The 21,635-nt window shown below is 71.3% G+C and carries 21 protein-coding genes; 6 read left to right on the forward strand and 15 right to left on the reverse strand.

Annotation, left to right across the window (positions count from 1 at the left end; all coding sequences use genetic code 11):
- Positions 1 to 12 precede the first annotated feature (12 nt).
- From OG504_RS11635 to OG504_RS11650, 4 genes are all read right to left on the reverse strand, one after another.
- On the reverse strand, positions 13 to 1,911 hold the full coding sequence (locus OG504_RS11635; RefSeq protein ID WP_405989745.1) for a rhamnogalacturonan lyase: 1,899 nt from the start codon (positions 1,909 to 1,911) through the stop codon (positions 13 to 15).
- A gap of 39 nt (positions 1,912 to 1,950) precedes the next feature.
- Positions 1,951 to 2,730 carry a methyltransferase domain-containing protein gene (locus tag OG504_RS11640; protein ID WP_405989746.1) on the reverse strand — a complete coding sequence of 260 codons (780 nt, stop codon included), beginning with the start codon at positions 2,728 to 2,730 and terminating at the stop codon, positions 1,951 to 1,953.
- Positions 2,731 to 2,774: 44 nt separating this feature from the next.
- The gene (locus tag OG504_RS11645) at positions 2,775 to 3,080 is read right to left on the reverse strand and encodes a 4a-hydroxytetrahydrobiopterin dehydratase (protein ID WP_405996304.1); all 306 of its coding nucleotides are present in this window, start codon (positions 3,078 to 3,080) and stop codon (positions 2,775 to 2,777) included.
- A 153-nt stretch (positions 3,081 to 3,233) separates the two neighbouring features.
- Complete coding sequence (locus OG504_RS11650; RefSeq protein WP_405996305.1) at positions 3,234 to 4,262, reverse strand: ADP-ribosylglycohydrolase family protein; 1,029 nt, start codon at positions 4,260 to 4,262, stop codon at positions 3,234 to 3,236.
- A 93-nt stretch (positions 4,263 to 4,355) separates the two neighbouring features.
- Between OG504_RS11650 and OG504_RS11655 the strand changes: the two genes are divergently transcribed.
- From OG504_RS11655 to narJ, 4 genes are all read left to right on the forward strand, one after another.
- Positions 4,356 to 5,189: a helix-turn-helix domain-containing protein gene (locus OG504_RS11655; protein ID WP_405989747.1), complete on the forward strand. Its 834-nt coding sequence runs from the start codon at positions 4,356 to 4,358 to the stop codon at positions 5,187 to 5,189.
- 86 nt (positions 5,190 to 5,275) lie between these two features.
- Positions 5,276 to 6,139 carry a helix-turn-helix domain-containing protein gene (locus OG504_RS11660; RefSeq protein ID WP_405989748.1) on the forward strand — a complete coding sequence of 288 codons (864 nt, stop codon included), beginning with the start codon at positions 5,276 to 5,278 and terminating at the stop codon, positions 6,137 to 6,139.
- A 51-nt stretch (positions 6,140 to 6,190) separates the two neighbouring features.
- Complete coding sequence (locus tag OG504_RS11665) at positions 6,191 to 7,006, forward strand: SAM-dependent methyltransferase (RefSeq protein ID WP_405989749.1); 816 nt, start codon at positions 6,191 to 6,193, stop codon at positions 7,004 to 7,006.
- A 152-nt stretch (positions 7,007 to 7,158) separates the two neighbouring features.
- Entirely contained in the window at positions 7,159 to 7,617 is a 459-nt protein-coding gene (narJ, locus tag OG504_RS11670; RefSeq protein ID WP_405989750.1) for a nitrate reductase molybdenum cofactor assembly chaperone, read from the forward strand.
- Here narJ and dnaK read toward each other — a convergent pair.
- The 6 genes from dnaK to OG504_RS11700 all read right to left on the reverse strand — a co-directional run bounded on the left by dnaK (position 7,614) and on the right by OG504_RS11700 (position 15,668).
- A complete protein-coding gene (dnaK, locus tag OG504_RS11675) occupies positions 7,614 to 9,497 on the reverse strand; it encodes a molecular chaperone DnaK (protein WP_405989751.1) in 1,884 nt (627 codons plus the stop codon). The two genes, narJ and dnaK, sit on opposite strands and share 4 nt — an antisense overlap.
- Before the next feature lie 116 nt (positions 9,498 to 9,613).
- Positions 9,614 to 10,039, reverse strand: a complete 426-nt coding sequence (locus OG504_RS11680; RefSeq protein WP_318019803.1) for an OsmC family peroxiredoxin — start codon at positions 10,037 to 10,039, stop codon at positions 9,614 to 9,616.
- Between the two features lie 53 nt (positions 10,040 to 10,092).
- On the reverse strand, positions 10,093 to 11,910 hold the full coding sequence (locus OG504_RS11685; RefSeq protein ID WP_405989752.1) for a DUF2201 family putative metallopeptidase: 1,818 nt from the start codon (positions 11,908 to 11,910) through the stop codon (positions 10,093 to 10,095).
- On the reverse strand, positions 11,907 to 12,968 hold the full coding sequence (locus tag OG504_RS11690; RefSeq protein ID WP_405989753.1) for an ATP-binding protein: 1,062 nt from the start codon (positions 12,966 to 12,968) through the stop codon (positions 11,907 to 11,909). The genes OG504_RS11685 and OG504_RS11690 overlap by 4 nt, the downstream gene beginning before the upstream one ends.
- A gap of 90 nt (positions 12,969 to 13,058) precedes the next feature.
- Complete coding sequence (locus OG504_RS11695) at positions 13,059 to 15,134, reverse strand: phage holin family protein (protein WP_405989754.1); 2,076 nt, start codon at positions 15,132 to 15,134, stop codon at positions 13,059 to 13,061.
- Positions 15,135 to 15,236: 102 nt separating this feature from the next.
- Positions 15,237 to 15,668 carry a hypothetical protein gene (locus tag OG504_RS11700; RefSeq protein ID WP_051800794.1) on the reverse strand — a complete coding sequence of 144 codons (432 nt, stop codon included), beginning with the start codon at positions 15,666 to 15,668 and terminating at the stop codon, positions 15,237 to 15,239.
- A gap of 85 nt (positions 15,669 to 15,753) precedes the next feature.
- Between OG504_RS11700 and OG504_RS11705 the strand changes: the two genes are divergently transcribed.
- Together OG504_RS11705 and OG504_RS11710 are read left to right on the forward strand one after the other, a co-directional pair.
- Positions 15,754 to 16,527, forward strand: a complete 774-nt coding sequence (locus OG504_RS11705; protein ID WP_405989755.1) for an MBL fold metallo-hydrolase — start codon at positions 15,754 to 15,756, stop codon at positions 16,525 to 16,527.
- Complete coding sequence (locus OG504_RS11710; protein ID WP_405989756.1) at positions 16,524 to 17,144, forward strand: DedA family protein; 621 nt, start codon at positions 16,524 to 16,526, stop codon at positions 17,142 to 17,144. Before OG504_RS11705 ends, OG504_RS11710 begins: the two co-directional genes overlap by 4 nt.
- A gap of 91 nt (positions 17,145 to 17,235) precedes the next feature.
- On the opposite strand, the gene OG504_RS11715 is transcribed toward OG504_RS11710, so the two are convergent.
- From OG504_RS11715 to OG504_RS11735, 5 genes are all read right to left on the reverse strand, one after another.
- The gene (locus OG504_RS11715) at positions 17,236 to 18,294 is read right to left on the reverse strand and encodes an MBL fold metallo-hydrolase (protein ID WP_405989757.1); all 1,059 of its coding nucleotides are present in this window, start codon (positions 18,292 to 18,294) and stop codon (positions 17,236 to 17,238) included.
- Entirely contained in the window at positions 18,291 to 19,538 is a 1,248-nt protein-coding gene (locus OG504_RS11720) for an aminotransferase class I/II-fold pyridoxal phosphate-dependent enzyme (protein WP_405989758.1), read from the reverse strand. The genes OG504_RS11715 and OG504_RS11720 overlap by 4 nt, the downstream gene beginning before the upstream one ends.
- Before the next feature lie 53 nt (positions 19,539 to 19,591).
- The gene (locus OG504_RS11725) at positions 19,592 to 20,188 is read right to left on the reverse strand and encodes a hypothetical protein (RefSeq protein WP_405989759.1); all 597 of its coding nucleotides are present in this window, start codon (positions 20,186 to 20,188) and stop codon (positions 19,592 to 19,594) included.
- Between the two features lie 192 nt (positions 20,189 to 20,380).
- Positions 20,381 to 21,199 (reverse strand): RNA polymerase sigma factor SigF, encoded by an 819-nt coding sequence (locus tag OG504_RS11730; RefSeq protein WP_405989760.1) that lies wholly within the window; start codon positions 21,197 to 21,199, stop codon positions 20,381 to 20,383.
- 144 nt (positions 21,200 to 21,343) lie between these two features.
- Positions 21,344 to 21,616: a DUF6158 family protein gene (locus OG504_RS11735; RefSeq protein ID WP_405989761.1), complete on the reverse strand. Its 273-nt coding sequence runs from the start codon at positions 21,614 to 21,616 to the stop codon at positions 21,344 to 21,346.
- Positions 21,617 to 21,635: the final 19 nt, after the last annotated feature.

Here is a 21,635-nt window from a genome sequence, read left to right on the forward strand (position 1 = left end):
CAGCCACCTGTCTCACGGTGTGTACACGGTCGGCCGTGGCGCCGTCGTCATCCCGTCGCCGATGTAGAAGCTCGGGTGCGGCGGTTGGTTGTATGCGGTGTTCTGCCAGGCCAGGGCCGTGCGGTACTGGGTGTCGTGGAGCAGGGTGGTGATCCTGGTGGTCGTCTCGTACGGGGTCGAGTAGATCCGTAGCGCCGTGTTGTCCGTGGTGGGCCAGACGACCTCCTCGCGCCAGTCGCCGAGAATGTCTCCGGACAGGGTCGGCGTCGCCTTGGTGCTGTTGTTGGAGTGGACGCCGGAGCCGGTCAGGAGGCGGGTGTCGGCGGTCGTGCCGTACTTGTCGATGTGGGTGGCGTCGAGGAGTTCGCGCACCGGGTCGCCGTCCCACCAGGACAGGAAGTTGGTGCTGGAGGGCTTCCGGCTCGACACCACCGCGCCCTTCGGGTTGCGGACGCCGCTCTCCGACGCCGACCAGGACTCGGCGCCCGCGCTGCCCGCCCAGATGTCGCCGGAGACACCACGGCCGTTGTCGCCGTTGGCCGGTGTGGACCAGATGACCGCGCCTGTCTTCGCATCCGCCATCCATGAGGACGGTTTCGACGCGTCCTCGTCGACCTTGAACTCCTCCAGGCCCGGACGGGAGGGGTCCAGGTCGCCTACGTGCATGGCGTCTCCGTGGCCGTTCTTGGTGGTCCACAGGCCGGAGCCGTTGTCGTCGACGGCCATCGAGCCGTACACGATCTCGTCCTTGCCGTCCCCGTCGACGTCCGCGACCGCCAACTGGTGGTTGCCCTGGGCGTCGTAGCCCTTGCCGGTGTTGGTCGAGGAGTTGGTGTCGAAGGTCCAGCGGCGGGTGAAGGCGCCGTTCCGCCAGTCCCAGGCGGCGATCACCGTGCGGGTGTAGTAGCCGCGCGCCATGACCAGGGAGGGGCGGCTGCCGTCCAAGTAGGCGGTACCGGCGAGGAATCGGTCGACGCGGTTGCCGTACGAGTCGCCCCAGGAGGAGACCGTGCCGCGCGCCGGGACGTAGTCGACGGTGCTCATCGCCCTGCCGGTCTGGCCGTTGAACATGGTCAGGTACTCGGGTCCTGACAGGACGTAGCCGCTCGAATTGCGGTAGTCCGCCGCCGAGTTGCCGATGACCGTGCCTGCTCCGTCGACCGTGGCGTCGGCCGTCTTCATGGCGACCTCGGCCTTGCCGTCGCCGTCGTAGTCGTAGACCTGGAACTGTGTGTAGTGCGCGCCGGAGCGGATGTTGCGGCCCAGGTCGATGCGCCACAGGCGGGTGCCGTCGAGGGTGATCCCGTCGAGGATCGTGTCGCCGGTGTAGCCGGACTGGGAGTTGTCCTTGGCGTTCGTGGGCTGCCACTTGAGGACGAAGTCGAGCCGGCCGTCGCCGTCGAGGTCGCCGACGGAGGCGTCGTTGGCCTCGTAGGTGTACGCGACTCCGTCAGGTGTCGTGCCACCGGCGGGCGGGGTGATCGGGACGTCCTGGTAGCCGGTGCGGAACTGGATCGCGTGGACCGAGTCGGCCTGTTCCACACCGCCGACAACCGCGCGGACCGTGTAGTCGGCCTGGGCGGGGGCGCCAGCGTGGAAATAGTTCGTGGAGCCGGTGATCGGGGCCGGGTTGACCTTCGTACCGGCCCGGTAGACGTTGAAGGAGACGTCGTCGGGGTCGGTGCCGAGCCAGCGCCAGCTGACCAGGTTGCCGCTGTCCGTGTGGACGCTGACGACGCCCCGGTCGAGGGCCTCGACCTGGCGGGCGGTGGCGGCCTCGGCGGTCGTGCTGGTGGTGAGTGTGGTGAGTCCGGCGGCGATCAGGGCCGCGACGGTGGTCAGGGCGGAGAGTACGGCCCTTCTTCCACGGACGTGGTGGCGCGGGTGCACGTGCGGGTGCGGGTGGCTCACGTGGCGTACCTCCTGAGAGGACGGACGGGTTGCGTACCCTCAGTTGCCGCTGCGCGCAGGTGAGTTGCCGGGTGTTTCCGCCTGCTTCCGGAACGCCAGAAGGCTGAACTCCGGGTCGGGGCGCGGGACTTCCTGGTCCGGCAGCAACTCCAGCTCCGCGGCGAACCGTTCACTGAGTGGTTCGCCGGGTGGCAGCATCGTGAACCAGCCGCGTCGTAGGTCCGCCGTCGTGCTGCGGGGGCTGCGGCCCTGGCCGTGACCCCGGAAGCGGGCGGTGCCGGCCGGTCGGAGGCCGAACTCGCCCGCGTACGCGCGGACTTGGCCGGGGCGGTCCTGGGCGGGGCGGCGGGGACGGGGGGCGAGGACGGCGTCGATGTCGCTGCCGACGTCGTGGGCGGCGGCCTTGTCGACCGTGGTGATGTACACGCCGCCGGGGCGCAGCACCCGTGCGCACTCCGCGATGATCGCCCTGGCGTCCTGCGGACCGTCCACCAGGTGCAGCAGCCATACGGTCGTCACCGCGTCGAACACCCCGTCCGGGAACGGGAGTCGGCGGCTGTCCGCGAGGAGGATCGCGCCGGGCAGCCGGGCAGCCGCCGTGTGAGCCATCGCGGGTGCGGCGTCGAGGCCCGTCACCTGGAGGCCGGGGCGGGCCGCGGCCAGGCGGCGGGTGACGATGCCGGTGCCGCAGGCCACGTCCAGGAGGGTCCGGGCGTTCTGCGGGGCGAGGCCCAGTACCGCTTCGGCGGCCGCCGCGGCGCGGGGCTCACCGCCGCGGGTCGCGTCGTACGCGTCGGCTTCCTTGTCGTAGTCGAGCACGCGCCTCTGCCCTGCCTCTCCCCGTCCCTCCGCTTCGCCGCCGGTCAGCCCGCGCCGTGTCCCGGGGCCAAGTCCTCGACCCTGCGGGCGAGTTGGAAGTCCAGCTCGGTGATCGCGCCGCCGACGCTGTGGGTGTTCACGGTGAGGGTGACGGTGTTGTAGCCGAGGGCCAGGTCGGAGTGGTGGTCGAGTTCCTCCTGGACCTGGGCGATGTGGACGACCATCGCGGTGGCCGCGAAGTGGGAGGCGAGGCGGTACGCGCGGGTGAGCCGGTCGGTGTCCACGGACCAGCCGGGGAGTTCGGCGAGGCGGTCCTCGATCTCCTTCTGCGACAGCGGTGCGACGGGCATGGGCATGGCCTCGCTCCTTCCTCGGGGTCGGGTCGGATCGGGCTTCCGATCAGGCTCTGGACGGGCTTCTTCTCAGCGTGCCACAGGCGGCGCGCCACCGGCCGGGTGTCCCTGGCGGGTGGTCGCGCCCCTGGTCGGACGGGTGCCCGGCGGTCAGCCCGGTACGCATTCCGCGGCGAGGTCGTCCGCGAGGGCGGCGATCGTGGCGCGGCCCTCGACCTGCTGGACCCAGCTGTGCGGCAGGCCGTGGTCGCCGTACCGGGCGCCGAGAAGGTTGCCGCAGATGGAGCCGGTGGAGTCGCTGTCGCCGGAGTGGTTGACGGCGAGGAGCAGCGCGGCCTGTACGTCGCTCGCGGCGAGCGCGCTGTAGACGCCGATCGCCAGGGCCTCCTCCGCGACCCAGCCCGCGCCGAGGGACTCGACCTTCTCGGCGGTGGGCGAGCCCCCGGCGGCCAGGTCGAGGGCCTGGTGGAGGGCTGCCGAGGTCTCCTCGTGTCCGGGGTGGCGCTCCAGGAGTCGTAGCGCGCGCAGGACCGAACCCTCCAGGGACTCCCCCGCGACCAGGTGCGCGACGATGGCGGCGAGGGCGCCCGCCGCGTAGTAGCCGGTGGGGTGGCCGTGGGTGATCTGGGCGCCGCGGGCCGCCATGGCGAAAGCCCCGTCGGCGGTGTTGACCAGGCCGAAGGGCGCCGAGCGCATCACCGTGCCGCAGCCCTTGGAGTCGGGGTTGACGCGGCCGGGCTTGCCGTCGAGGGGGAGCCACGGGTCGGGCGCGTACATCTGGGCGACCCCGGACAGGCAGGCGTTGCCGGGGGCGCGGCGGGAGTACAGCCAGGTCTCGGCGAGCAGACCGGACGTGGCGCTCTCGCCCGGCGCCGGCTTGGACTGGGTCTCCAGCCACCGTTCGTACGCCTCGCGCAGCAGCATGGACCAGGCACCGCCGATCCCCTTCTCCTGTTCCCGCGCGTGGGCCGTGATGAGCGCCTCGACGGTGAACAGGGTCATCTGGGTGTCGTCGCTGATCAGGCCCAGGGCGCCGTGCGCGCCGGGCGCGTACCCGGTCACCCCGCGCTGTCCGTGGCTCGCGCGGATGCGGTCGAGCGAGGCGAACTCGATCGGGTAGCCGAGGGCGTCGCCGACCGCGCCGCCGAGGAGGCAGCCGCGGACTCTGGCCCGGTACATCGCCGTGGCCTCCCCCAGGGAGTTCCCGGCGGCCTGCCCGGACGGGATCCTCGACTCGTTCACGTGCGCTCTCCTTCGACTACGGTCGTGTGTATGACCATTGTCCCGACCGGCACCGACGCCGCTGCCGCCGCCCCGGCCGGCAGGGGTGTCGGCCCGTTGCTGCGTGCCTGGCGGGAGCGGCGGCGGGTCAGTCAGCTGGAGCTGGCGTTGCGGGCCGACTCCTCGGCGCGGCACATCAGCTTCATCGAGACGGGGCGGTCCCGGCCGAGCGAGGAGATGGTGCTGCGCCTCGCCGAGCACCTGGACGTGCCGGTGCGGGAGCGCAACTCCCTTCTCCTGGCGGCCGGTTACGCCCCGCACTATCCGGAAACCCCGTTGGACGACCCGGCGTTGGAGGCGTTGCGCGAGGGTCTGGAGCGGCTGATTCAGGGCTATGAGCCGTATCCGGCGCTGGTGGTCGACGCGACGTACACCGTCGTCGCGGCCAACCGGGGCATCACGATGTTCCTGGACGGCGTCCCGGAGTCCCTCCTCCAACCCCCGCTCAACGCCATGCGGTTGACGCTCCACCCGCAGGGGATGGCACCGCGCATCCGCAATCTGGGTGAGTGGCGCGGGCATCTCCTCGCGCAGATGGAACGGCAGATCGCCCTGCACCGCTCCGAGCCGCTGCGGGCGCTGTACGAGGAGGTCGCGGCGTACCCGGCGCCAGGGACGGCCGACGTCGGAGCCGAACGACCGCCGCCCGTCCCGCACTTCGCGCTCCCGATGCGGATCGAGCACGACGGCCGGGTGCTGTCCTTCGTCTCCTCGATCGCCACGTTCAACACACCCATGGACGTGACGGTCTCGGAGCTGGCGATCGAGACGTTCCTCCCGGCCGACCCGGCGACCGCCAAGTACCTGCACGCGCTGGGAGACTGACGAATGATCACCTCCGAACCGCTGAGAGAGTGGCCGGAACATGGCACACTGCCCCCAGACTTCGGCGCGTATGGGGAGGCGTGGCTGTGAGTGAACGGCGGCCCGCGCCCACGGTGGGTCAAGTGGTGCTGGGCAGAAGGCTGCAGGAGCTGCGTGAGGCGGCCGGCATCAAGCGTGAGGAGGCCGCGCAGGTTCTGCGGGTGGCCCCGGCGACCGTACGGCGGATGGAGATGGCCGAGGTCGCGCTCAAAGTGCCGTACGTCCAGGTGCTGTTGACGACGTACGGGGTGTCCGAGGAGGAGACGGACGCGTTCGTCGCGCTCACCGAGGAGGCGAACCAGCCGGGCTGGTGGCAGCGGTTCCACGATGTGCTGCCGGAGTGGTTCAGCCTGTACGTGAGCCTGGAGGGCGCCGCCGGGCTGATCCGTTCGTACGAACCGCACTTCGTGCCCGGCCTTTTGCAGACCGAGGACTACGCGCGCGCCGTGCTGGAGGCCGGGACGATCGGGCAGACCGGCCCTGAGACCATCGAGCGGCACGTGTCGCTGCGGATGGCGCGGCAGGGACTGTTGGAACGGGACAATCCGCCGCACCTGTGGGTCATCATGGACGAGACCGTGCTGCGCCGGCCGGTGAGCATGCGCGGCGAGGTCATGCGCGAACAGCTCGACAAACTCCTGGAGTTCGGCGAACGTGACCGGATCACGCTCCAGGTCGCCGAGTTCGACAACGGCCCGCACCCGGGGACGTACGCCCCCTTCTCGCTGTTCCGTTTCACCGAACCGGAGCTGCCCGACATGGTGTTCACCGAGTACCTGACCGGCGCCCTGTACCTGGACTCCCGTACGGAGGTCTCCGCGCATCTGGAGGTCCTCGACCACATGACGGCGCACGCCGCGTCCGCACAGCGCACGAAGAAGATCCTGCGGGACTACCGCGAGACCTTCTGAGCAAGCACGGCCCGGGCACGAACACGCGAACTCCCGAGGAGACGACACCGCATGACCGGATCCGACGTCGCGTCCACCCGTATCGACACCAGCCGGCCGCATCCGGCGCGGGTGTACGACTGGTGGCTCGGCGGCAAGGACAACTACCCGGTGGACGAGGAGCTGGCGCGCAGGATCCTCGCCACGGACAGCGCCGCGGTGCGCGGGGCGCGGGCCAACCGCCGGTTCATGCACCGGGCGACCCGGACCGCCGCCGAGGCCGGGATACGCCAGTTCCTGGACATCGGCACCGGAATCCCCACCGAGCCGAACCTCCACCAGGTGGCGCAGAGCGTCGCCCCGGACGCCAAGGTCGTGTACGCGGACAACGACCCGATCGTGCTGCGGCACGCGGAGGCGCTGCTGCACGGTGAGGCCGAGGGCAGCACGGAGTACGTGCACGCCGACGTCCGCGACCCGGACACGATCCTGCGGCTGGCCGGCGAGACCCTGGACTTCACCCGGCCGGTCGCCCTGTCCCTCGTCGCGCTCACCCACTACCTGAGCGCGGAGCCCGACGGCGACGACGTGTACGGCCTGATCGAGCGGTACGTCGACGTGCTCGTCCCGGGCAGCTACCTGGTCCTTTCGCAGGTCACCCCGGACCTCAGCCCCGCCGCCATCGCGAAGGCCGCCGAACACTTCCAGCGCAGCGGCACCCCCTTCTTCCCGCGCACCCTGGCCGAGTTCTCCCGCTTCTTCGACGGCCTCGAGCTGCTCGGCCCGGGCGTCATCCCGGTCTACGGCTGGCGTCCGGCCCCGGAGGACGTGGCCGCCCAGGCGGAGGGCATCGTCCCGGTCTACGGCGGTGTCGCCCGCAAGCCCTGACCCGTACGGCTGCGGTGAACGGGTGCGCTCCCCTGCCCCGCCCTAGGTTCGACACGACGGGCGAGCAAGGGAGCGCAGGTGACGGAGACGAGAACACCGGGAGAGGTACCGAGCCGGGGTGTTCCGGCACCCCACGACACGAGGGATGCCTGATGCCCTCCGACGCCGTGCTGTACCAGGCGGCCGCGCTCTGCCTGACCTACCCCGACGACGACTTCCGCGCCCGGCTGCCCCTGCTGCGCGAAGCCGCCCCGCAGCTACGGGAGTTCGTCGACCACGCGGCCCTCACCCCGGCGGAGGAACTGGCCGCGCACTACGTCCAGGTCTTCGACTCCGGGAACCGGCACAGCCTGTACCTGAGCCGGCGGCGCGGCATGTCCCTGGTCCGCTTCAAGGACCTGTACCGCGCCCACGGCCTGGAGTTCACCGGCGAGGAACTGCCCGACTTCCTGCCCGCGGTCCTGGAGTTCACGTCCCGCACCGGCGACCTCGACCTGCTCGCCGAGCACCGCGCCGCCCTGGCCCAACTCCGCGCCCATCTGGCCGACTTCGGCACCCCGTACGCCTCCGTCCTGGACGCGGTCTGCGCCACCCTGCCGACCGGGAGTTAGGCGGCGCCACCCTTCGTGTCCCGTTCGTCGTCGACGATCTCCGCGTCGACGACACCTTCCTCCTCCTCGTGCTGCCGCGCGGAGTCGGGCTCCTCCGCACTCTCCGCCTGCTCCGTGGGTGCCTGCTGCGCCGCCTGCGCGTACATCGCCTGCCCCATCCGCTGGCTGACGGTGGCGAGTTTCTCCACGCCGGTGCGCAACTCGGCCGTATCGGCGTTGTGTTCCAGCAGCGACTTCACCTCCGCGGCCGCCGCCTCCACCTCGGACCTGATCTCCCCCGGGACGCGCTCCTCGTTCTCGTGGATGAACTTCTCGGTCTGGTAGACGAGTTGCTCGGCCTGGTTGCGGGTCTCGGCCGCCTCCCGCCGCTTGCGGTCCTCGTCCGCGTACTGCTCGGCCTCCCGCATCATGCGGTCGATGTCGTCCTTGGCCAGGGCGGAGCCCCCGGTGACGGTCATCTTCTGTTCGCGGCCGGTCGCCAGGTCCTTCGCCGAGACGTGCATGATGCCGTTCGCGTCGATGTCGAAGGCGACCTCGATCTGCGGCACCCCGCGCGGGGAGGGCGGCAGACCGGTGAGGTCGAAGACGCCCAACTTCTTGTTGTACGCGGCGATTTCACGTTCGCCCTGGTAGACCTGGATGCCGACCGAGGGCTGGTTGTCGGTGGCGGTGGTGAAGATCTCCGAACGCCGGGTCGGGATGGTCGTGTTGCGTTCGATGAGCGTCGTCATGATGCCGCCCTTGGTCTCGATGCCCAGGGACAGCGGGGTGACATCGAGGAGGAGGACGTCCTTCACGTCGCCGCGGATGACCCCGGCCTGGAGGGCGGCGCCGAGCGCCACGACCTCGTCGGGGTTGACGCCCTTGTGCGGGTCCTTGCCGGTGAGTTCCTTGACGAGGTCGGTGACGGCGGGCATCCGGGTCGAGCCGCCGACGAGGATGACGTGGTCGACCGCGGACAGCTTGATGCCCGCGTCCTTGACCGCCTGGTGGAAGGGGTTCTTGCACCGGTCCAAGAGGTCGGCGGTGAGTTCCTGGAACCCGGCGCGGGTCAGCTTCTCGTCGAGGTGCAGCGGGCCTTCGGCGGAGGCGGTGATGTAGGGCAGGTTGATCGTCGTCTCGGAGGACGAGGACAGCTCGATCTTCGCCTTCTCGGCGCCCTCGCGCAGGCGTTGGAGCGCCATCTTGTCCTTGCCGAGGTCGATGCCGTTCTGCCCCTGGAACTTCTTGACCAGGAAGTCGACGACCCGCTGGTCCCAGTCGTCGCCGCCGAGATGGGTGTCGCCGTTGGTCGCCTTGACCTCGATGACGCCGTCGCCGATCTCCAGCAACGACACGTCGAAGGTGCCGCCGCCGAGGTCGAAGACCAGCACGGTCTGTTCCTCGCCCCGGTCCAGGCCGTAGGCGAGCGCGGCGGCCGTCGGTTCGTTGATGATCCGCAGCACCTTGAGGCCCGCGATCTCGCCGGCCTCCTTGGTGGCCTGGCGCTGGGAGTCGTCGAAGTAGGCGGGGACGGTGATCACGGCGTCCGTGACGTCCTCGCCGAGATAGGCCTCCGCGTCCCGTTTCAGTTTCTGCAGGACGCGCGCGGACAATTCCTGGGCGCGGTACCGCGTGCCGTCGATGGCGCCCGTGTCCGGGAATCGCCAACTCGTGTCGCCCATATGCCGTTTCACCGAGCGCGCGGTGCGCTCGATGTTCGTCACGGCCTGTCGTTTGGCGACCTCGCCGACGAGCACCTCGCCGTTCTTGGCGAAGGCCACGACCGAGGGTGTGGTCCTCGCCCCCTCGGCGTTGGCCACCACCGTGGCCTCGCCGCCCTCCAGCACCGCGACCACCGAGTTCGTGGTCCCCAGATCGATCCCGACCGCACGTCCCATCGCCGTCCCCTTCCGCCAGGCGCTGCCCGATCTCCAGCTGAGAACTTGAGTGCGGGAATGTCAATGCCGCACCCGTTTTTCCGGGCGCGGCATCGAGGCGGGAGGGGAAGCGGGGGTCAGGCGGATTCCACCGTCAGCGTGATCGTCGTACCCGCGAGGGCCTGGCTGACCGGGCAGTTCTTCTTGGCGTCCTCGGCGGCGGCGGCGAAACCGGCCTCGTCCAGGCCGGGGACCTCGCCGCGGACGGTGAGGTGGATGCCGGTGATGCCCTCGCCGGGCTGGAAGGTGACGTCGGCCTTGGTCTCCAGGCGGGTGGGCGGGGTGCCCGCGCCGGTGAGGCCGTGCGACAGCGCCATGGAGAAGCAGCTGGAGTGGGCGGCGGCGATCAGTTCCTCGGGGCTGGTCTTGCCGTTGGCCTGCTCGGCGCGCGACGCCCACGTCACCGGCTGGACACCGATGCCTGACGAGTCGAAGGTGACCTCGCCGCTGCCCTTGATGAGTTCGCCTTCCCAGACGGTGTGTGCGGTGCGCGTGGTAGCCACGGTGTTTCCTTTCGACGCGGATGTCTTTCGGAGCCATCCGATCACATTCCGCTTCAGCTCACCCGGAAGACCGGCCCACGGGCGGTGAACGGCAGGCGAGCATTCTGCGGGATCAGATAGGCGTGTTCGCGCCGTACCCGCAGCACGTCGCACCAGCCGTCCGTGATGATCAGGACCGGCGCGCCCCGCGGGAAGTCGTCCGCGCGGTGCAGCAGATCGATCCCGGGCTGCAGGACCGTACCGCCGCGCCCGTGCACCCGGACCCGGCCCGCGATGTCGGTGACCGACACATAGCCCGCGTCGTGCGGGGCCGCGTCGCAGAACACGACCCGGGCGGCCGGTACGTCACGGGCCTCGGCGTACGACGCGATCGCGCCCAGCGCCTTGCCGAGGAGGCCGCGGTCCATGGAGCCGGAGGTGTCGAGGACGACGCCGAAGGTGCAGCGGGCGATCTCCTCCGGCGGAAAGTAGCGGCCCGCGCGCGGGATGTCGGGCGTGGAGGACTGACGGCGCGAGGGGCGGGCGTACGACCGTACGGGCTCGGGGCGTGGCACGAACTCGTCGAACCAGCGGGCGAGTTGGGCGTCCCACGGCAGCGGCGGATGGCTCAGAGCGCGGATCTCCTCGACCAACCCGCCGGGCAGGAAGCCGCGTTCGTACTGCTGGTGCAGGTCCAGGCCGTGGGCGAGGCCGCGCCGGTAGAACTCGTCGAGGTCCACGTAGTCGCGCGGGCTGCCGAGGGGGCCGCCGAGGATGTCGCCGACGCCCTTGCCGCGCAGGGTGGCCAGGCGGCGCATCCGGCGCAGGTCGCCGGCGATCCGGTCGTAGACCTCCTCGGCGGAGAGGTCCTTCAACTCCGGGTCGTACAGGAGGCCTTCGGGCATGCGGCCGACGTCCATCTCGCACAGCCAGCCGTTGATGACGTAGTCGGCGGCGATGTTGAAGAGGTAGGGGTCGCGGACGCCGCAGCGGTCACTGTGGCGCAGGGCGGCGTGCAGCATCTCGTGGGCGAGGACGAACCGCCATTCCTCGTCGTCGAGTTGGCGCAGCGGGTTGACGTAGATCTCGGCCGCGCCGGTGTCGACGGCGGCGACGGAGATGCCGTGGGCGCGGGCGAGTTCGGCGTCGGCGACGAGGGTGATGCCGGCCGCGATGCCGCCGAGGAGGGGGTAGGAGGAGACGAACCAGCTCAACGCCCGTTCCCAGGGCTGGAGTCGGGTGGGTCCGCCGCGCATCGAGGCACGCCGGCCGCCCGCCACGTCCATCGCCATGGCGACCGTACGGGTGAGCGCGTTCGCGAAGTTCAGCTGCCAGTCGGGGGCCTTGCCGCCCTGCCAGGTGTCCCACGGCACGAGCAGCTGGTCCGGCTCGCCGCCCGCCGTACCGCAGCGCTCGTAGAGGGGCGGGATGCCGTCGCGGCGCCAGCGGGCGGCGAGTTGGTCCTCGTCGCCGCCCGGGTAGGCGGCGGGCAGGTCCTCGGGGGTGACTCCGATGGGGAAGCCGAGCAGAAAGCGGTTGACGACGGCGCAACGCGCCGCGAGGGCGGGGCCGTCGGGCTGCTCGCGGAGCTTCGGTGCGGCCGGGACATGGCCGAAGCCGAGGTGGATGATGCAGTGCGCGATGGCCCAGGCCCACTCGGCGGGTTCGGCGCGGCGGGTGGGGTGGACGTGCAGCACACCGTTGGAATCGACGCGCACCAGACCGGAGTTGGGCGTGTGGTGGCAGTCGTCCCGGCGGCAGGTGCTGAAGCCGATGGCGGCGAGTGCGCGGTTGGCCCGCACGAGGCGCAGCCCCTCCTCGAAGGCCTCGGCGGCGAGGTCCTTCTTCTTCGGCTTCCCCTTGCTCCCTTTGTTCCCTTGCGTGCGGCTCACTGCCGGGCCTCGACCAGCCGGGGCATGTCACGGGCCGCCTCGACCAGGAACCAGGCGGGCAGCAGCGGATTGCCGTCGGTGTCCGGGGCGATGACGCTCTGCGCGACCTCGACGGAGATCTCGGCGAGCTGCACGAGCAGCGACTTGGCACGGTACGCGGTCTGCAACCCGTTCGCCGACAAGTGCTCCTTGCTGACCGGGAGTTCCTTGACCAGCCGGCCCCGGAAGGACTCGGCGAGGTAGTACAGCAGGTCGCGGTCCTCGGGGCGGTGCGGCCAGCCGGCGTCGCCCTTGATGATCGCCTCGATGCCGAACCGGCTGCGCACGATCTTGACGTACCCGCAGAACGCGATCGCGTGTGCCGGGGTCAGCGTGCCGTGCGCGATGACCTTGAGGGTGTCCTCGTCGAGGTCGGGCCCGAAGGAGCCCAGCGCGTCGGAGAGCATGTGCCAGGACCGGGGCGTGGAGAAGGCCTCCTCGGTCTTCGGCGGCTTGGACCACAGGTGGTCGGGCCGGTCGGTGAGGTGGTCCAGGATCCACGGGTGGATCCCGTTGGCGGCGGCCCAGTTGAGCCAGTCCTTCGGCGACGCCTCAAGGTGCACGTGGGTCAGCCGGTTGATCAGCGCGGACGAGATCGGCCGGGCCAGCGCGTTGTCGGTCGCCCGGTTCCCGGCGCCGATCACGATGGAGCCCTTGGGCAGTTCGTAGTTGCCGATACGGCGGTCCAGGATCAGCGAGTAGAACGCCTTCTGCACATCCGGTGTGGCCGCGTTGAGTTCGTCGAGGAACAGGCAGTACGGCTCGTCCCGCGCGATCGCCTCCGGCGGACAGAACACCGACCGCCCGTCCCGGATCTGCGGCACACCGATCAGGTCCTCGGGCGCGAGCTGCGTACCGAGCAGACTCACGCACTCCAGCCCCAGCGACTCGGCGAACTCCCTTACCAGGGACGACTTTCCGATGCCGGGCGCACCCCAGATGAACACGGGCCGCACGGTCGCGAGACCGAGCAGCAGCTCCGGTATGCGAGCGGGCGTAACGGTGACAGCAGCCTGCAAAAGAGGCTCTCCTCAAGGGGTTCGACAAGGGCGCAAACGCGCTCCAATGCCCCCAGTGTGTGCCTACGACCCACCCGGCGCAGCCGATTTTCAGGCGGCGCGTTCCGACTGCTCGTCCGTCACCGGCACTTGGGGTCCGTTGCACTCGCGCAGCCAGCGCCGCAGAACCTTGTGCACCTGCTCGGCGCCGACGAGGTCCTCGCCGTCGTCGACCGGTGCGGAGAAGGTGTGCGGCGAGAGCAGGAACGGCTTGGCCTGGGCGCCGCCGAGCCCGCCGTGGGAGCCGATCTGTTCCTCGAAGGCGAGGACTTCGCCCTCGGCGGGGTCGTACCAGGAGTTGACCATGATGTCGGCGGTGTGCGGGAAGGAGTGGGTGCGCCGGACGGCGTCCGCGACGCCGGGGCCGAAGTCCGCCAACGGGCCCTGTTTGTCGTCGAGTTCGGCCACCGGGAGTTCGGCACCGTGCGCCCCCAGCACGACCCCTCCGTGCTCCTCGCTGCGCACGAGGACGAAGCCGACACCGGGGTGGTTGGCGAGGGTCGTCAGCAGCGCCGGATGCCGGGCGTCGATCTCCTCCTTGGTCATGCGGTGCGGCACGTCCGGGAAGGAGACCAGGCCGAGGTTGCCCGAGGCGAGCACGACCGGCTCCGAGTGGCGGCCGGGGTGGCGGTGCTGCCCGTCCTTCTCCTCGACCGGCCGGCGCAGCGCGGCGCGGACGGCTGCGCGGGCCTCGGCGCCGCTGTGGGTACGGCGGGCCCGGCGCGGCACGGGCAGCCCGCAGCCCGCGCGCACCAGGTCGCCGAGGGTGAGGCCGTAGCGGCCCTGGAAGGTCTCGCCGGGGCTCTGGCCGTGGTCGGAGAGGACGACGATGCGGTACGGGCGTGGGGCGTGCTCGGCGACGTTCTCGATCAAGGCGATGGAACGGTCCAGGCGTTGGAGCACCTTGGCGGCGTCGCGGCTGCGCGGTCCGGAGTGGTGGGCGACCTCGTCGTAGGCCACGAGGTCGGCGTAGACGGCGGTGCGGCCTGCGAGCATGTCGCCCATGACGGCCGCGACGACGACGTCCCGTTCGACGACGGTCGCGAAGGCGCGGACGAGGGGGTAGAGGCCGCCGCGCTTGATCCGGGGGCGCTGTTTGGTGAGGCGGGAGCGGGTCGACTGGCCGATCTCGCGGCCGACCTCGGCGACGAAGGACATCGCGGTGCGGACGGCGTTGGCCGGGTCGGAGAAGTAGGCGAAGTAGCCCGCGCGGGAACGGTTCTCGCGGCCCCGGCGGCGGATGGCGATGGACAGGACGAGGGCCTGTTCGTCGGCGCCGCCGCTGAACAGGTTGCCGCGGCTGGCGCCGTCGAGGGTGAGGAGACCGCCGTCGCCGGTGAACTCGACGGCGCGGCGCTGGAGTTCGGCGGCACTGGTCGGGCGGTTGCACACCATCACCTCGCCGGTGTCCTTCTCGTACCAGCGGAACGCGGGGATGTCGTGGTTGGAGCCGTGCAGGATGCCGAGTTGGCTGGCGCCGGTCTGGCTGGACCAGTCGGTGCGCCAGGAGGTGAGGCGGTGGCTGGGGCGGTCGCCGCCGAGGAGCTTCGCCACGGTCGGCATCAGTCCCCTGGCCACGGCTGCGAGCAGCACGTCGTGGCCGACGCCGTCGAGCTGGAGGAAGACGGTGCCCGGCGAGGACGGGCCGGGTGGCATGGCTCTGCGGCGGCGATCGGCGAGGCGGTAGAGGCGGCGGCGGTAGGCGTCGTCGTCGCGCACGGCGAGGGCACCGCCGGTGGCGGAGGCGACGGCGGACATCACGGCGGCCACGACGACGGCCGTCTCGGGGGCGACCTGGCCGCGCAGCCCACCGTCGGGATTGATGCGCAGGGCGATCAGCAGCAGGGACCCGTTGAGCACGAACACGAGCAGACCGAGGACGAGCGCGGGCACCAGCAGCAACAGCCGTACCAGCAGCGGCCACACGAGCGCCGACAGCAGACCGAAGGCGCCGGCGCCGAACGCGGCCGTGACACCGATCCGGGTGGCGCTGTCACCGTCCGCCGACTGGAGCTTGAAGTCCGGCAGGATCCCGGCGAGCACCAGCATGGTGATCGTGGAGACCGCCCACACCGCGATGCTCCGCCCGACCTGACTGGCGAGCCGCCGCCAACGCGCTCCACCCACGCCCCGTACACCTCACGTCCCTGGCCCGACGACCTGGCGGGCCTGGGCCCAGCCTGTCATACGGGACGCGGGGCCCCCGGAGCCAACAGCGGGGCCCCGGAACTAGCGGCCGTCGTAGCCCGCCGTCGGCATGGACAGCCGTCGGTGCACGCTGGCCTTCATCTGGGCGTCGTAACAGGGTTCCGCGCGGCCGACCGTCTCGATGCGGACCCCGCGTCGCGCGCACTCGTCGGTGAACTCCTCGACGGAGGACAGCGCGCTCTCCAGGACCCGGCGGCTGGGGGCGACGAACAGGTCGAGGCCGGGGCGGACGCCGTCCCACAGGGCGCAGTGGTCGGGGCGCAGTCCGCGCACCAGAAGCTCGCGGGCGATCACGTAGCCGTGGTCGGCGGCCCAGCGGGCGCACATCGCGTGCTGGCTGCGGGAGTCGACCAGGAAGGGGTCGTCGTCCAGCTCCTCCAGCGGCGTCAGGCTGGCGATCGCCGTGACCCGCAGCCGCGAGGGCATACCCGAGGCACCGCGTACCTGTCCCATGGCGTCCCCCTCACCTCCGGGTTTCGCCGCCGACCCTACTCCTGCCCGTAGGCTTCGGGGGAGTCGCGCGAAGGAGGCAAAGAAGGTGCCGGTGGAGATCACCTGGTGGGGTCACGCCACCTGCACGATCGAGGACTCGGACACGCGCGTCCTCACCGACCCCCTGTTCGCGCGCCGCCTCGCGCACCTACGGCGCCGTCGGGGCGCGGTGCCACCTCCCGAGGCCCGGCGCGCGGACCTGGCGCTCGTCTCCCATCTCCACGCCGACCACCTGCACCTTCCCTCGCTCGCCGCCCTCGCCCCGGGCACGCGCCTGCTCGTGCCCCGGGGCGCACTCCGCGCGGTGCCCGGACTGCGCCGGCTCCGGCAGCTGCGGATCGACGAGGTGTCCCCCGGCGACCAGACGATGGTCGGTGACCTGGTCGTACGGGCCGTCCCCGCCCGGCACGACGGACGCCGACTGCCGGTCGGACCGCACCGCTCCCCCGCGCTGGGCTACGTCGTCGAGGGCGAGGCGCGCACCTACTTCGCCGGGGACACCGGGCTCTTCGACGACATGGCCAAGGAGGTCGGACCGGTCGACGTGGCGCTGCTGCCGGTGGGCGGCTGGGGCCCGTATCTCGGCGAGGGACATCTCGACGCGGGCCGCGCGGCCCAGGCGCTGGCCCGGCTCTCGCCGCGCAGTGCGGTGCCGGTGCACTACGGCACGTACTGGCCGATCGGGATGGACGCGGTGCGCCCGCACGAATTCCACACGCCGGGCGACGAGTTCGTACGGATCGCCGCCCAGCTCGCGCCGTCGGTTGCGGTGCACCGGCTCGGGCACGGGGAGAGTGTGCTTCCGGAGGTCGCGCGGTGAGCTGGATCGCGGCCGCTACGGCCACGACATCGCCCGAATCCGCTCAACAGGCCATCGGTTACCCGTCGTTGTTCCTGCTGGTGTTGTTCGGGGCGCTGGTGCCGGTGATTCCGACCGGCGCGCTGGTGAGTTCGGCGGCCGTGGTCGCGTTTCACCAGACGGCGCCGTTCGCGTTGGCGCTGGTCTTCGTCACGGCTTCGCTGGCCGCGTTCCTCGGGGACGTCGCGCTGTACTGGCTGGGGCGGCGGGGGATGGGGTCGAAGAACGGGTCGCGGTGGTTGGAGGCGATCCGTGCGCGGGCGCCGGAGGAGCGGCTCGCTCAGGCGCAGGCGAAGTTGGCCGACCACGGGGTGGCCGTGCTGGTGTTGTCCCGGCTGGTGCCGGCCGGTCGTATTCCGGTGATGTTGGCCTGCCTCATGGCGGAGTGGCCGATCCGCCGGTTCGCCCGGGGCAATGCGCCTGCGTGTCTGGCGTGGGCCGTGACGTACCAGCTGATCGGCATCCTTGGGGGTTCGCTGTTTCCGGAGCCGTGGGAAGGAGTGGTCGCGGCGGTTGTGCTGACCGTGGTGATCAGTGTGGCGCCGACTGTTTGGAAGCGGGTTCGGGCTGCCAGTTGAGGACTCGTTGCGGGGTGCGGGTCGCATGTGGCTGGGCGCGCCCCGCGGCGGAGCCGCAAATCGGCACGGCCCCGCGCCTCTCTCAGGGCATTTAGTCCAGCACTCTTGAAGCTCCCACCGGCAAGTCCCACAGGTCTTCGCGCGCCAACTCGGCCTTCTCCCAAGCCGCCCTGACCCGCGTCAGGGGTTCAAGGACCGGCTCTGCCGACAGGACGAACGTGCCCCAGTGCATGGGGGCCATCCGTCGCGCCCCCAGATCCTGTACCGCCCGAACCGCCTCCTCGGGGTCGCAGTGGACGTCGCTGAGCCACCAGCGGGGGTCGTAGGCGCCGATGGGGAGGAGGGCCAGGTCGATTCCCGGGTAGCGGTGGCCGATTCGGGAGAACCAGTGGCCGTAGCCCGTGTCGCCGGCGAAGTAGACGCGCCGGCCGTCGGGGGCTGTCAGGACCCAACCGCCCCACAGGGAACGGCAGGTGTCGGTGAGGCTGCGCTTGGACCAGTGGTGGGCGGGGACGAAGTCGAGGCGTACGCCGTCGAGTTGGGCCGCTTCCCACCAGTCGAGCTCGGTGACGTGGGTGAATCTGCGGCGTCTGAACCAGTTTCCGAGGCCTGCGGGTGCGAACACCGGGGTGTGGCGCGGGAGTCGGCGCAGGGTGGGGGCGTCGAGGTGGTCGTAGTGGTTGTGGCTGATGACTACGGCGTCGATCGGCGGGAGTGCTTCCCAGGCGACGCCCACGGGGGTGATCCGGGCCGGGGTGCCGAGGATGCGGCGGGACCAGACCGGGTCGGTGAGGATGGTCAGGCCGCCGATGCTGATCACCCAACTGGCGTGTCCCGCCCAGGTGACGGCGACGGTCAGGGCGTCCACCTGGGGCAACGGCTCGGGGGCGAACGGGAGTTGGGGGATGTCGGCGAGGCCCTCGGGGCGGGGTCGTACGGAACCCTCGCGGGCGAAGCGGGCGTAGGCGTTGAGGCCGGGGAGCGGCGCGGTGAGCCGGTCGTGGAAGGCGCGGGGCCACACGCGGCGCTCGCCGAGGGGGCGGGGTTCGGCGAGCGGCGGGGACGAGGGGGTGAACGGAGTCGTCGGGGCGGCCGCTTCGCGCATGGCCGTACTGCTGGTGTCGGTGGTCGACTCGGACTGCTGCGTCATCGAGGAGGCTCCCATCGCTGAGCGTCGTCGCGGAGATCGTCGAAGATCGACCTCAAGGACATCAACGCGCGTTGCACGTGTGGCAGTTCCAACGGCAAGGGTGACGTGAGGCATTCCGCGCGTCCCGCATCGGTTCGGCCCAGCAGCGGCCCGGTGGACAGCCGGACGCGCAGCGCGCCCAGGTCGTCGCCGAACCGGTGGCCGCCCGGCGCGGGCATGCCGAGCCGGGCGGTGAGGAACTCCTCCAGGTCCTGCGCGTCGCCCACTCCCTGCGGGGTGAGCGCGTGGCGCAACGGCCCGAGATCGACGTACAGATGACGTCCCGCCTGGGGCGGCCGGGAGAACGCGCCCGCCCCGGTGACGGCGGCGTGCGCGGCGGCGGCCACGCGCGCGTGGAGGCGTACGGCGGTGTCGCGGCGGGCGAGGACGGGCGGGGGCTCGCCGAGGGCGTGGCCGGCCGCGGCGGCGACCGGGGCGGCGACGCGGGCGCCGAGTGCGGTGAGGACGTCGAGCACGCGCGCGCGTAGCGCCTGCCCGGCGCGGCCCGCGGGGAAACGGGCAACGGCGGCCGGCCAGCCGGACGGGAGGAGCGCGCCGGCCAGGTCGGTGACGACGGTGACCCTGTCGGGCAGCATCTCGGCGGGGCTGAGCAGCATGGTGCCCCGGGGTGCGTGCAGGGTGTCGCGCCAGGTCTCGTCGCTGACCAGGTGCAGGCCCTCGGCCGCGGCGGCCTCGACGGTCTCGTGCATGACCTCGGGCGGTGCCACGGTGGCGGTCGGGTCGTCGGCCACCGAAAGGACGAGCAGCCGCGGGTCACCGCCCTCGTCCCGGACCCGGCGCACGGTCTCCAGCAGGACGTACGGATCGGGCACCCCGCCGCACTCGGCCGGGGTGCCCACATGGAACACGGATCTGCCCAACAGGCGGGCGTACGGCGCCCACCAGGCGGCGCAGGGTCTGGGCACCAGGACGTCACCGCCGAGCGCGGCGGTCAGCGCGACCAGCAGCGCGGGGGCACCCGGGGCGGCGGCCACGCGCGCGGGTTCGGCGGGCAGCCCCCGGCGTTCGAAGTAACCGCGAGCGGCGTCCAGCAGTACGGGCGCTCCGCCCACCGGCTGTTCCTCGGTACGGGACGCGGCGGCAGCGAGCACGGCGGCCAGTTCCGGCAGCACAGGGAGCCCGTCATCGGGAAACACCGGACCGTAACGCACAGGCCCCTGGCCTACCGCGTCCGCCTGCCGCATGGTGCCTCCGCGCAGTCCCTCGTGCAGTGCCGTGCCGTGTCCCGATCGCGCGCTCAGTGCCCCGGCGTCCGCCTGCGCAGCCGGTACACGGCACCACCGAGGGCGCCCGCGATCAGTACACCACCGGCGACCAGAGCCGGAACGGAGTCGGTGAAGGTACCGCCTTCCCCGGCCTGCACCCCACGCTGAACCGCGGCGGGCACATCACCACGCACATCGCCACAGGCATCCCCCCGGGGCTCCTGGCACGGCGGCTGCCCGCCCCCGCGCTCGATGCTGAAGGTCGCGCTCCAGGGCCGCCCCTGTCCCCCGGGCGGCGCCGGACAGGTCCCGTCGACCGTCCACGCGGAGTCCCGCTCGACCCCGTCCGTGGAGATCCGCGCGGTCCCCCGGTACGCGGCTCCGGCAGCCCGGTCGTCGTTGCCGGGTACGCGTTGCAACTGGACGGTCCCGTCGTCGAACCCCTGGGACGTGGCGTCGATGGTCTCGGCCACGGTCCCCCCGATGGCCTCGCAGGTGACGGAAACGGTGACACTCCCACCCGCCCGCACACTGCTCGGACTGACCTCGGCGCCCGGATCAGCGGCCAGAGCGGGCCCGGCGGCGCCGACAAGGCCGACGACGGCCAGAGCAAGGGCGGTGCGACGCATGAGCGGGTCTCCTTAGACCGAGGACGACGGCAACACCATCGAAGCCCGGACAGGAGAGTGCCGCGCGCGGCCAGGCCCCATTGGGGTTAAGGAGACCGGCCGAGCGAGTGAAACACGGGCTGGGTGCAGCTTTTCAGGGGCGCGGGGAACTGCGCGACCAGCCCCCACCGGCCCGCACCCGACACACAACCGCTAAGCCGCACCCTCCAGAACCTGCTCCCGAATCCGCCGACAACACCGACTGATCAACCGGGACACATGCATCTGCGAAATCCCGAACCGCTCAGCAATCCGACTCTGCGTCATGTCCCCGAAGAACCGCAGGTACAAGATCTCCCGATCCCGCTGGGGCAACGCGGCAAGCCGAGGCCGCACGGCCTCCCGATCAACAACGACATCCAACGCCGGATCAGCAGCCCCGAGAACATCACTCAGCGAATACCCGTCCGAACCGCCGGGGGCAACCGCGTCCAGCGACAACGCACTGAAACTCTCCAACGCCTCAAGCCCCACCCGCACCTCCTCCTCGGAGAGACACGCGTGGACGGCGATCTCCGCCACGGTAGGCCGCCGCCCCGGCAAGGTCTGGGCCAGCTCCTGCCCGGCAACCCGCACCCGGTTCCGCAGATCCTGCACCCGCCGAGGCACATGCAACGTCCACATGTGATCCCGGAAGTGCCGTTTGATCTCACCGGTGATCGTCGGCACGGCATAGCTCTCGAACGCGTTCCCGCGCTCGGGGTCGTACCGGTCGACGGCCTTCACCAGCCCGAGGGCAGCGACCTGACGTAAGTCCTCCGCGCTCTCACCCCGGTTGCGGAACCGCCCCGCGAGCCGGTCGGCCATGGGCAGCCACGCCTCGACGATGTGTTCGCGGACGGTGTCGTGCCGCGGTCCGGGAGGCAGCGCGGCCAGCGTGCGGAACGCCTCCGCGGTGTCGGGGGCGTCATGGTGGGAATGGCGTTTCGTACGCGTGCTCGTGCGAGCGGGCCGATTGGTCCGAGTAGGCATGGTGCGTCACAACTCCCTTGAGCATGCTCCGGGTTGGACGGTCACCGTCGGTGGGAACGCGTTTGCGATCCAGCGCTGGAAGTTCGCCTGCCCCCGGCCTCAAGGCACAAACACCCACCACCTCAAGGCACGAACACCCAGCGCTCAGTCCCGCTCGCGTGCCCCCTGCCGGGTACGGCCGGGGGCCACGAGGCGACGCGGATGGCGGCGCAGATACTCGCCCTCCAGTCCGGCCATACGGTCGTTGTGGGCGCGCAACGCGTCGTTCGAGCCGTACAGCAGGGTGTCGTGGCGCGTGCGGTGGATGGTCTCCAGCTCCTTCATGAGCTGAGCATCGTCCAGGCGCGCAGGGTCGACTCCGGTCATGGTGTGCCCCGCTCGTCGAGTCTCACGGTCCTGAGTCCACTGTACGAACATTCGGGCATTCCGGCCCCAC

It is taken from the genome of Streptomyces sp. NBC_00986 (assembly GCF_045162565.1).
GTDB lineage: Bacteria > Actinomycetota > Actinomycetes > Streptomycetales > Streptomycetaceae > Streptomyces.

What these genes read in the sequence shown, in the direction of transcription:
- OG504_RS11665 (WP_405989749.1), top strand. Translation starts at nt 6,191, where the DNA reads ATGACCGGATCCGACGTCGCGTCCACCCGTATCGACACCAGCCGGCCG.
- OG504_RS11725 (WP_405989759.1), bottom strand. Translation starts at nt 20,188, where the DNA reads ATGCGTCGCACCGCCCTTGCTCTGGCCGTCGTCGGCCTTGTCGGCGCC.
- OG504_RS11715 (WP_405989757.1), bottom strand. Translation starts at nt 18,294, where the DNA reads ATGACGCAGCAGTCCGAGTCGACCACCGACACCAGCAGTACGGCCATG.
- OG504_RS11730 (WP_405989760.1), bottom strand. Translation starts at nt 21,199, where the DNA reads ATGCCTACTCGGACCAATCGGCCCGCTCGCACGAGCACGCGTACGAAA.
- narJ (WP_405989750.1), top strand. Translation starts at nt 7,159, where the DNA reads ATGCCCTCCGACGCCGTGCTGTACCAGGCGGCCGCGCTCTGCCTGACC.
- dnaK (WP_405989751.1), bottom strand. Translation starts at nt 9,497, where the DNA reads ATGGGACGTGCGGTCGGGATCGATCTGGGGACCACGAACTCGGTGGTC.
- OG504_RS11700 (WP_051800794.1), bottom strand. Translation starts at nt 15,668, where the DNA reads ATGGGACAGGTACGCGGTGCCTCGGGTATGCCCTCGCGGCTGCGGGTC.
- OG504_RS11735 (WP_405989761.1), bottom strand. Translation starts at nt 21,616, where the DNA reads ATGTTCGTACAGTGGACTCAGGACCGTGAGACTCGACGAGCGGGGCAC.
- OG504_RS11645 (WP_405996304.1), bottom strand. Translation starts at nt 3,080, where the DNA reads ATGCCCGTCGCACCGCTGTCGCAGAAGGAGATCGAGGACCGCCTCGCC.
- OG504_RS11655 (WP_405989747.1), top strand. Translation starts at nt 4,356, where the DNA reads ATGACCATTGTCCCGACCGGCACCGACGCCGCTGCCGCCGCCCCGGCC.
- OG504_RS11650 (WP_405996305.1), bottom strand. Translation starts at nt 4,262, where the DNA reads ATGTACCGGGCCAGAGTCCGCGGCTGCCTCCTCGGCGGCGCGGTCGGC.
- OG504_RS11720 (WP_405989758.1), bottom strand. Translation starts at nt 19,538, where the DNA reads ATGCGGCAGGCGGACGCGGTAGGCCAGGGGCCTGTGCGTTACGGTCCG.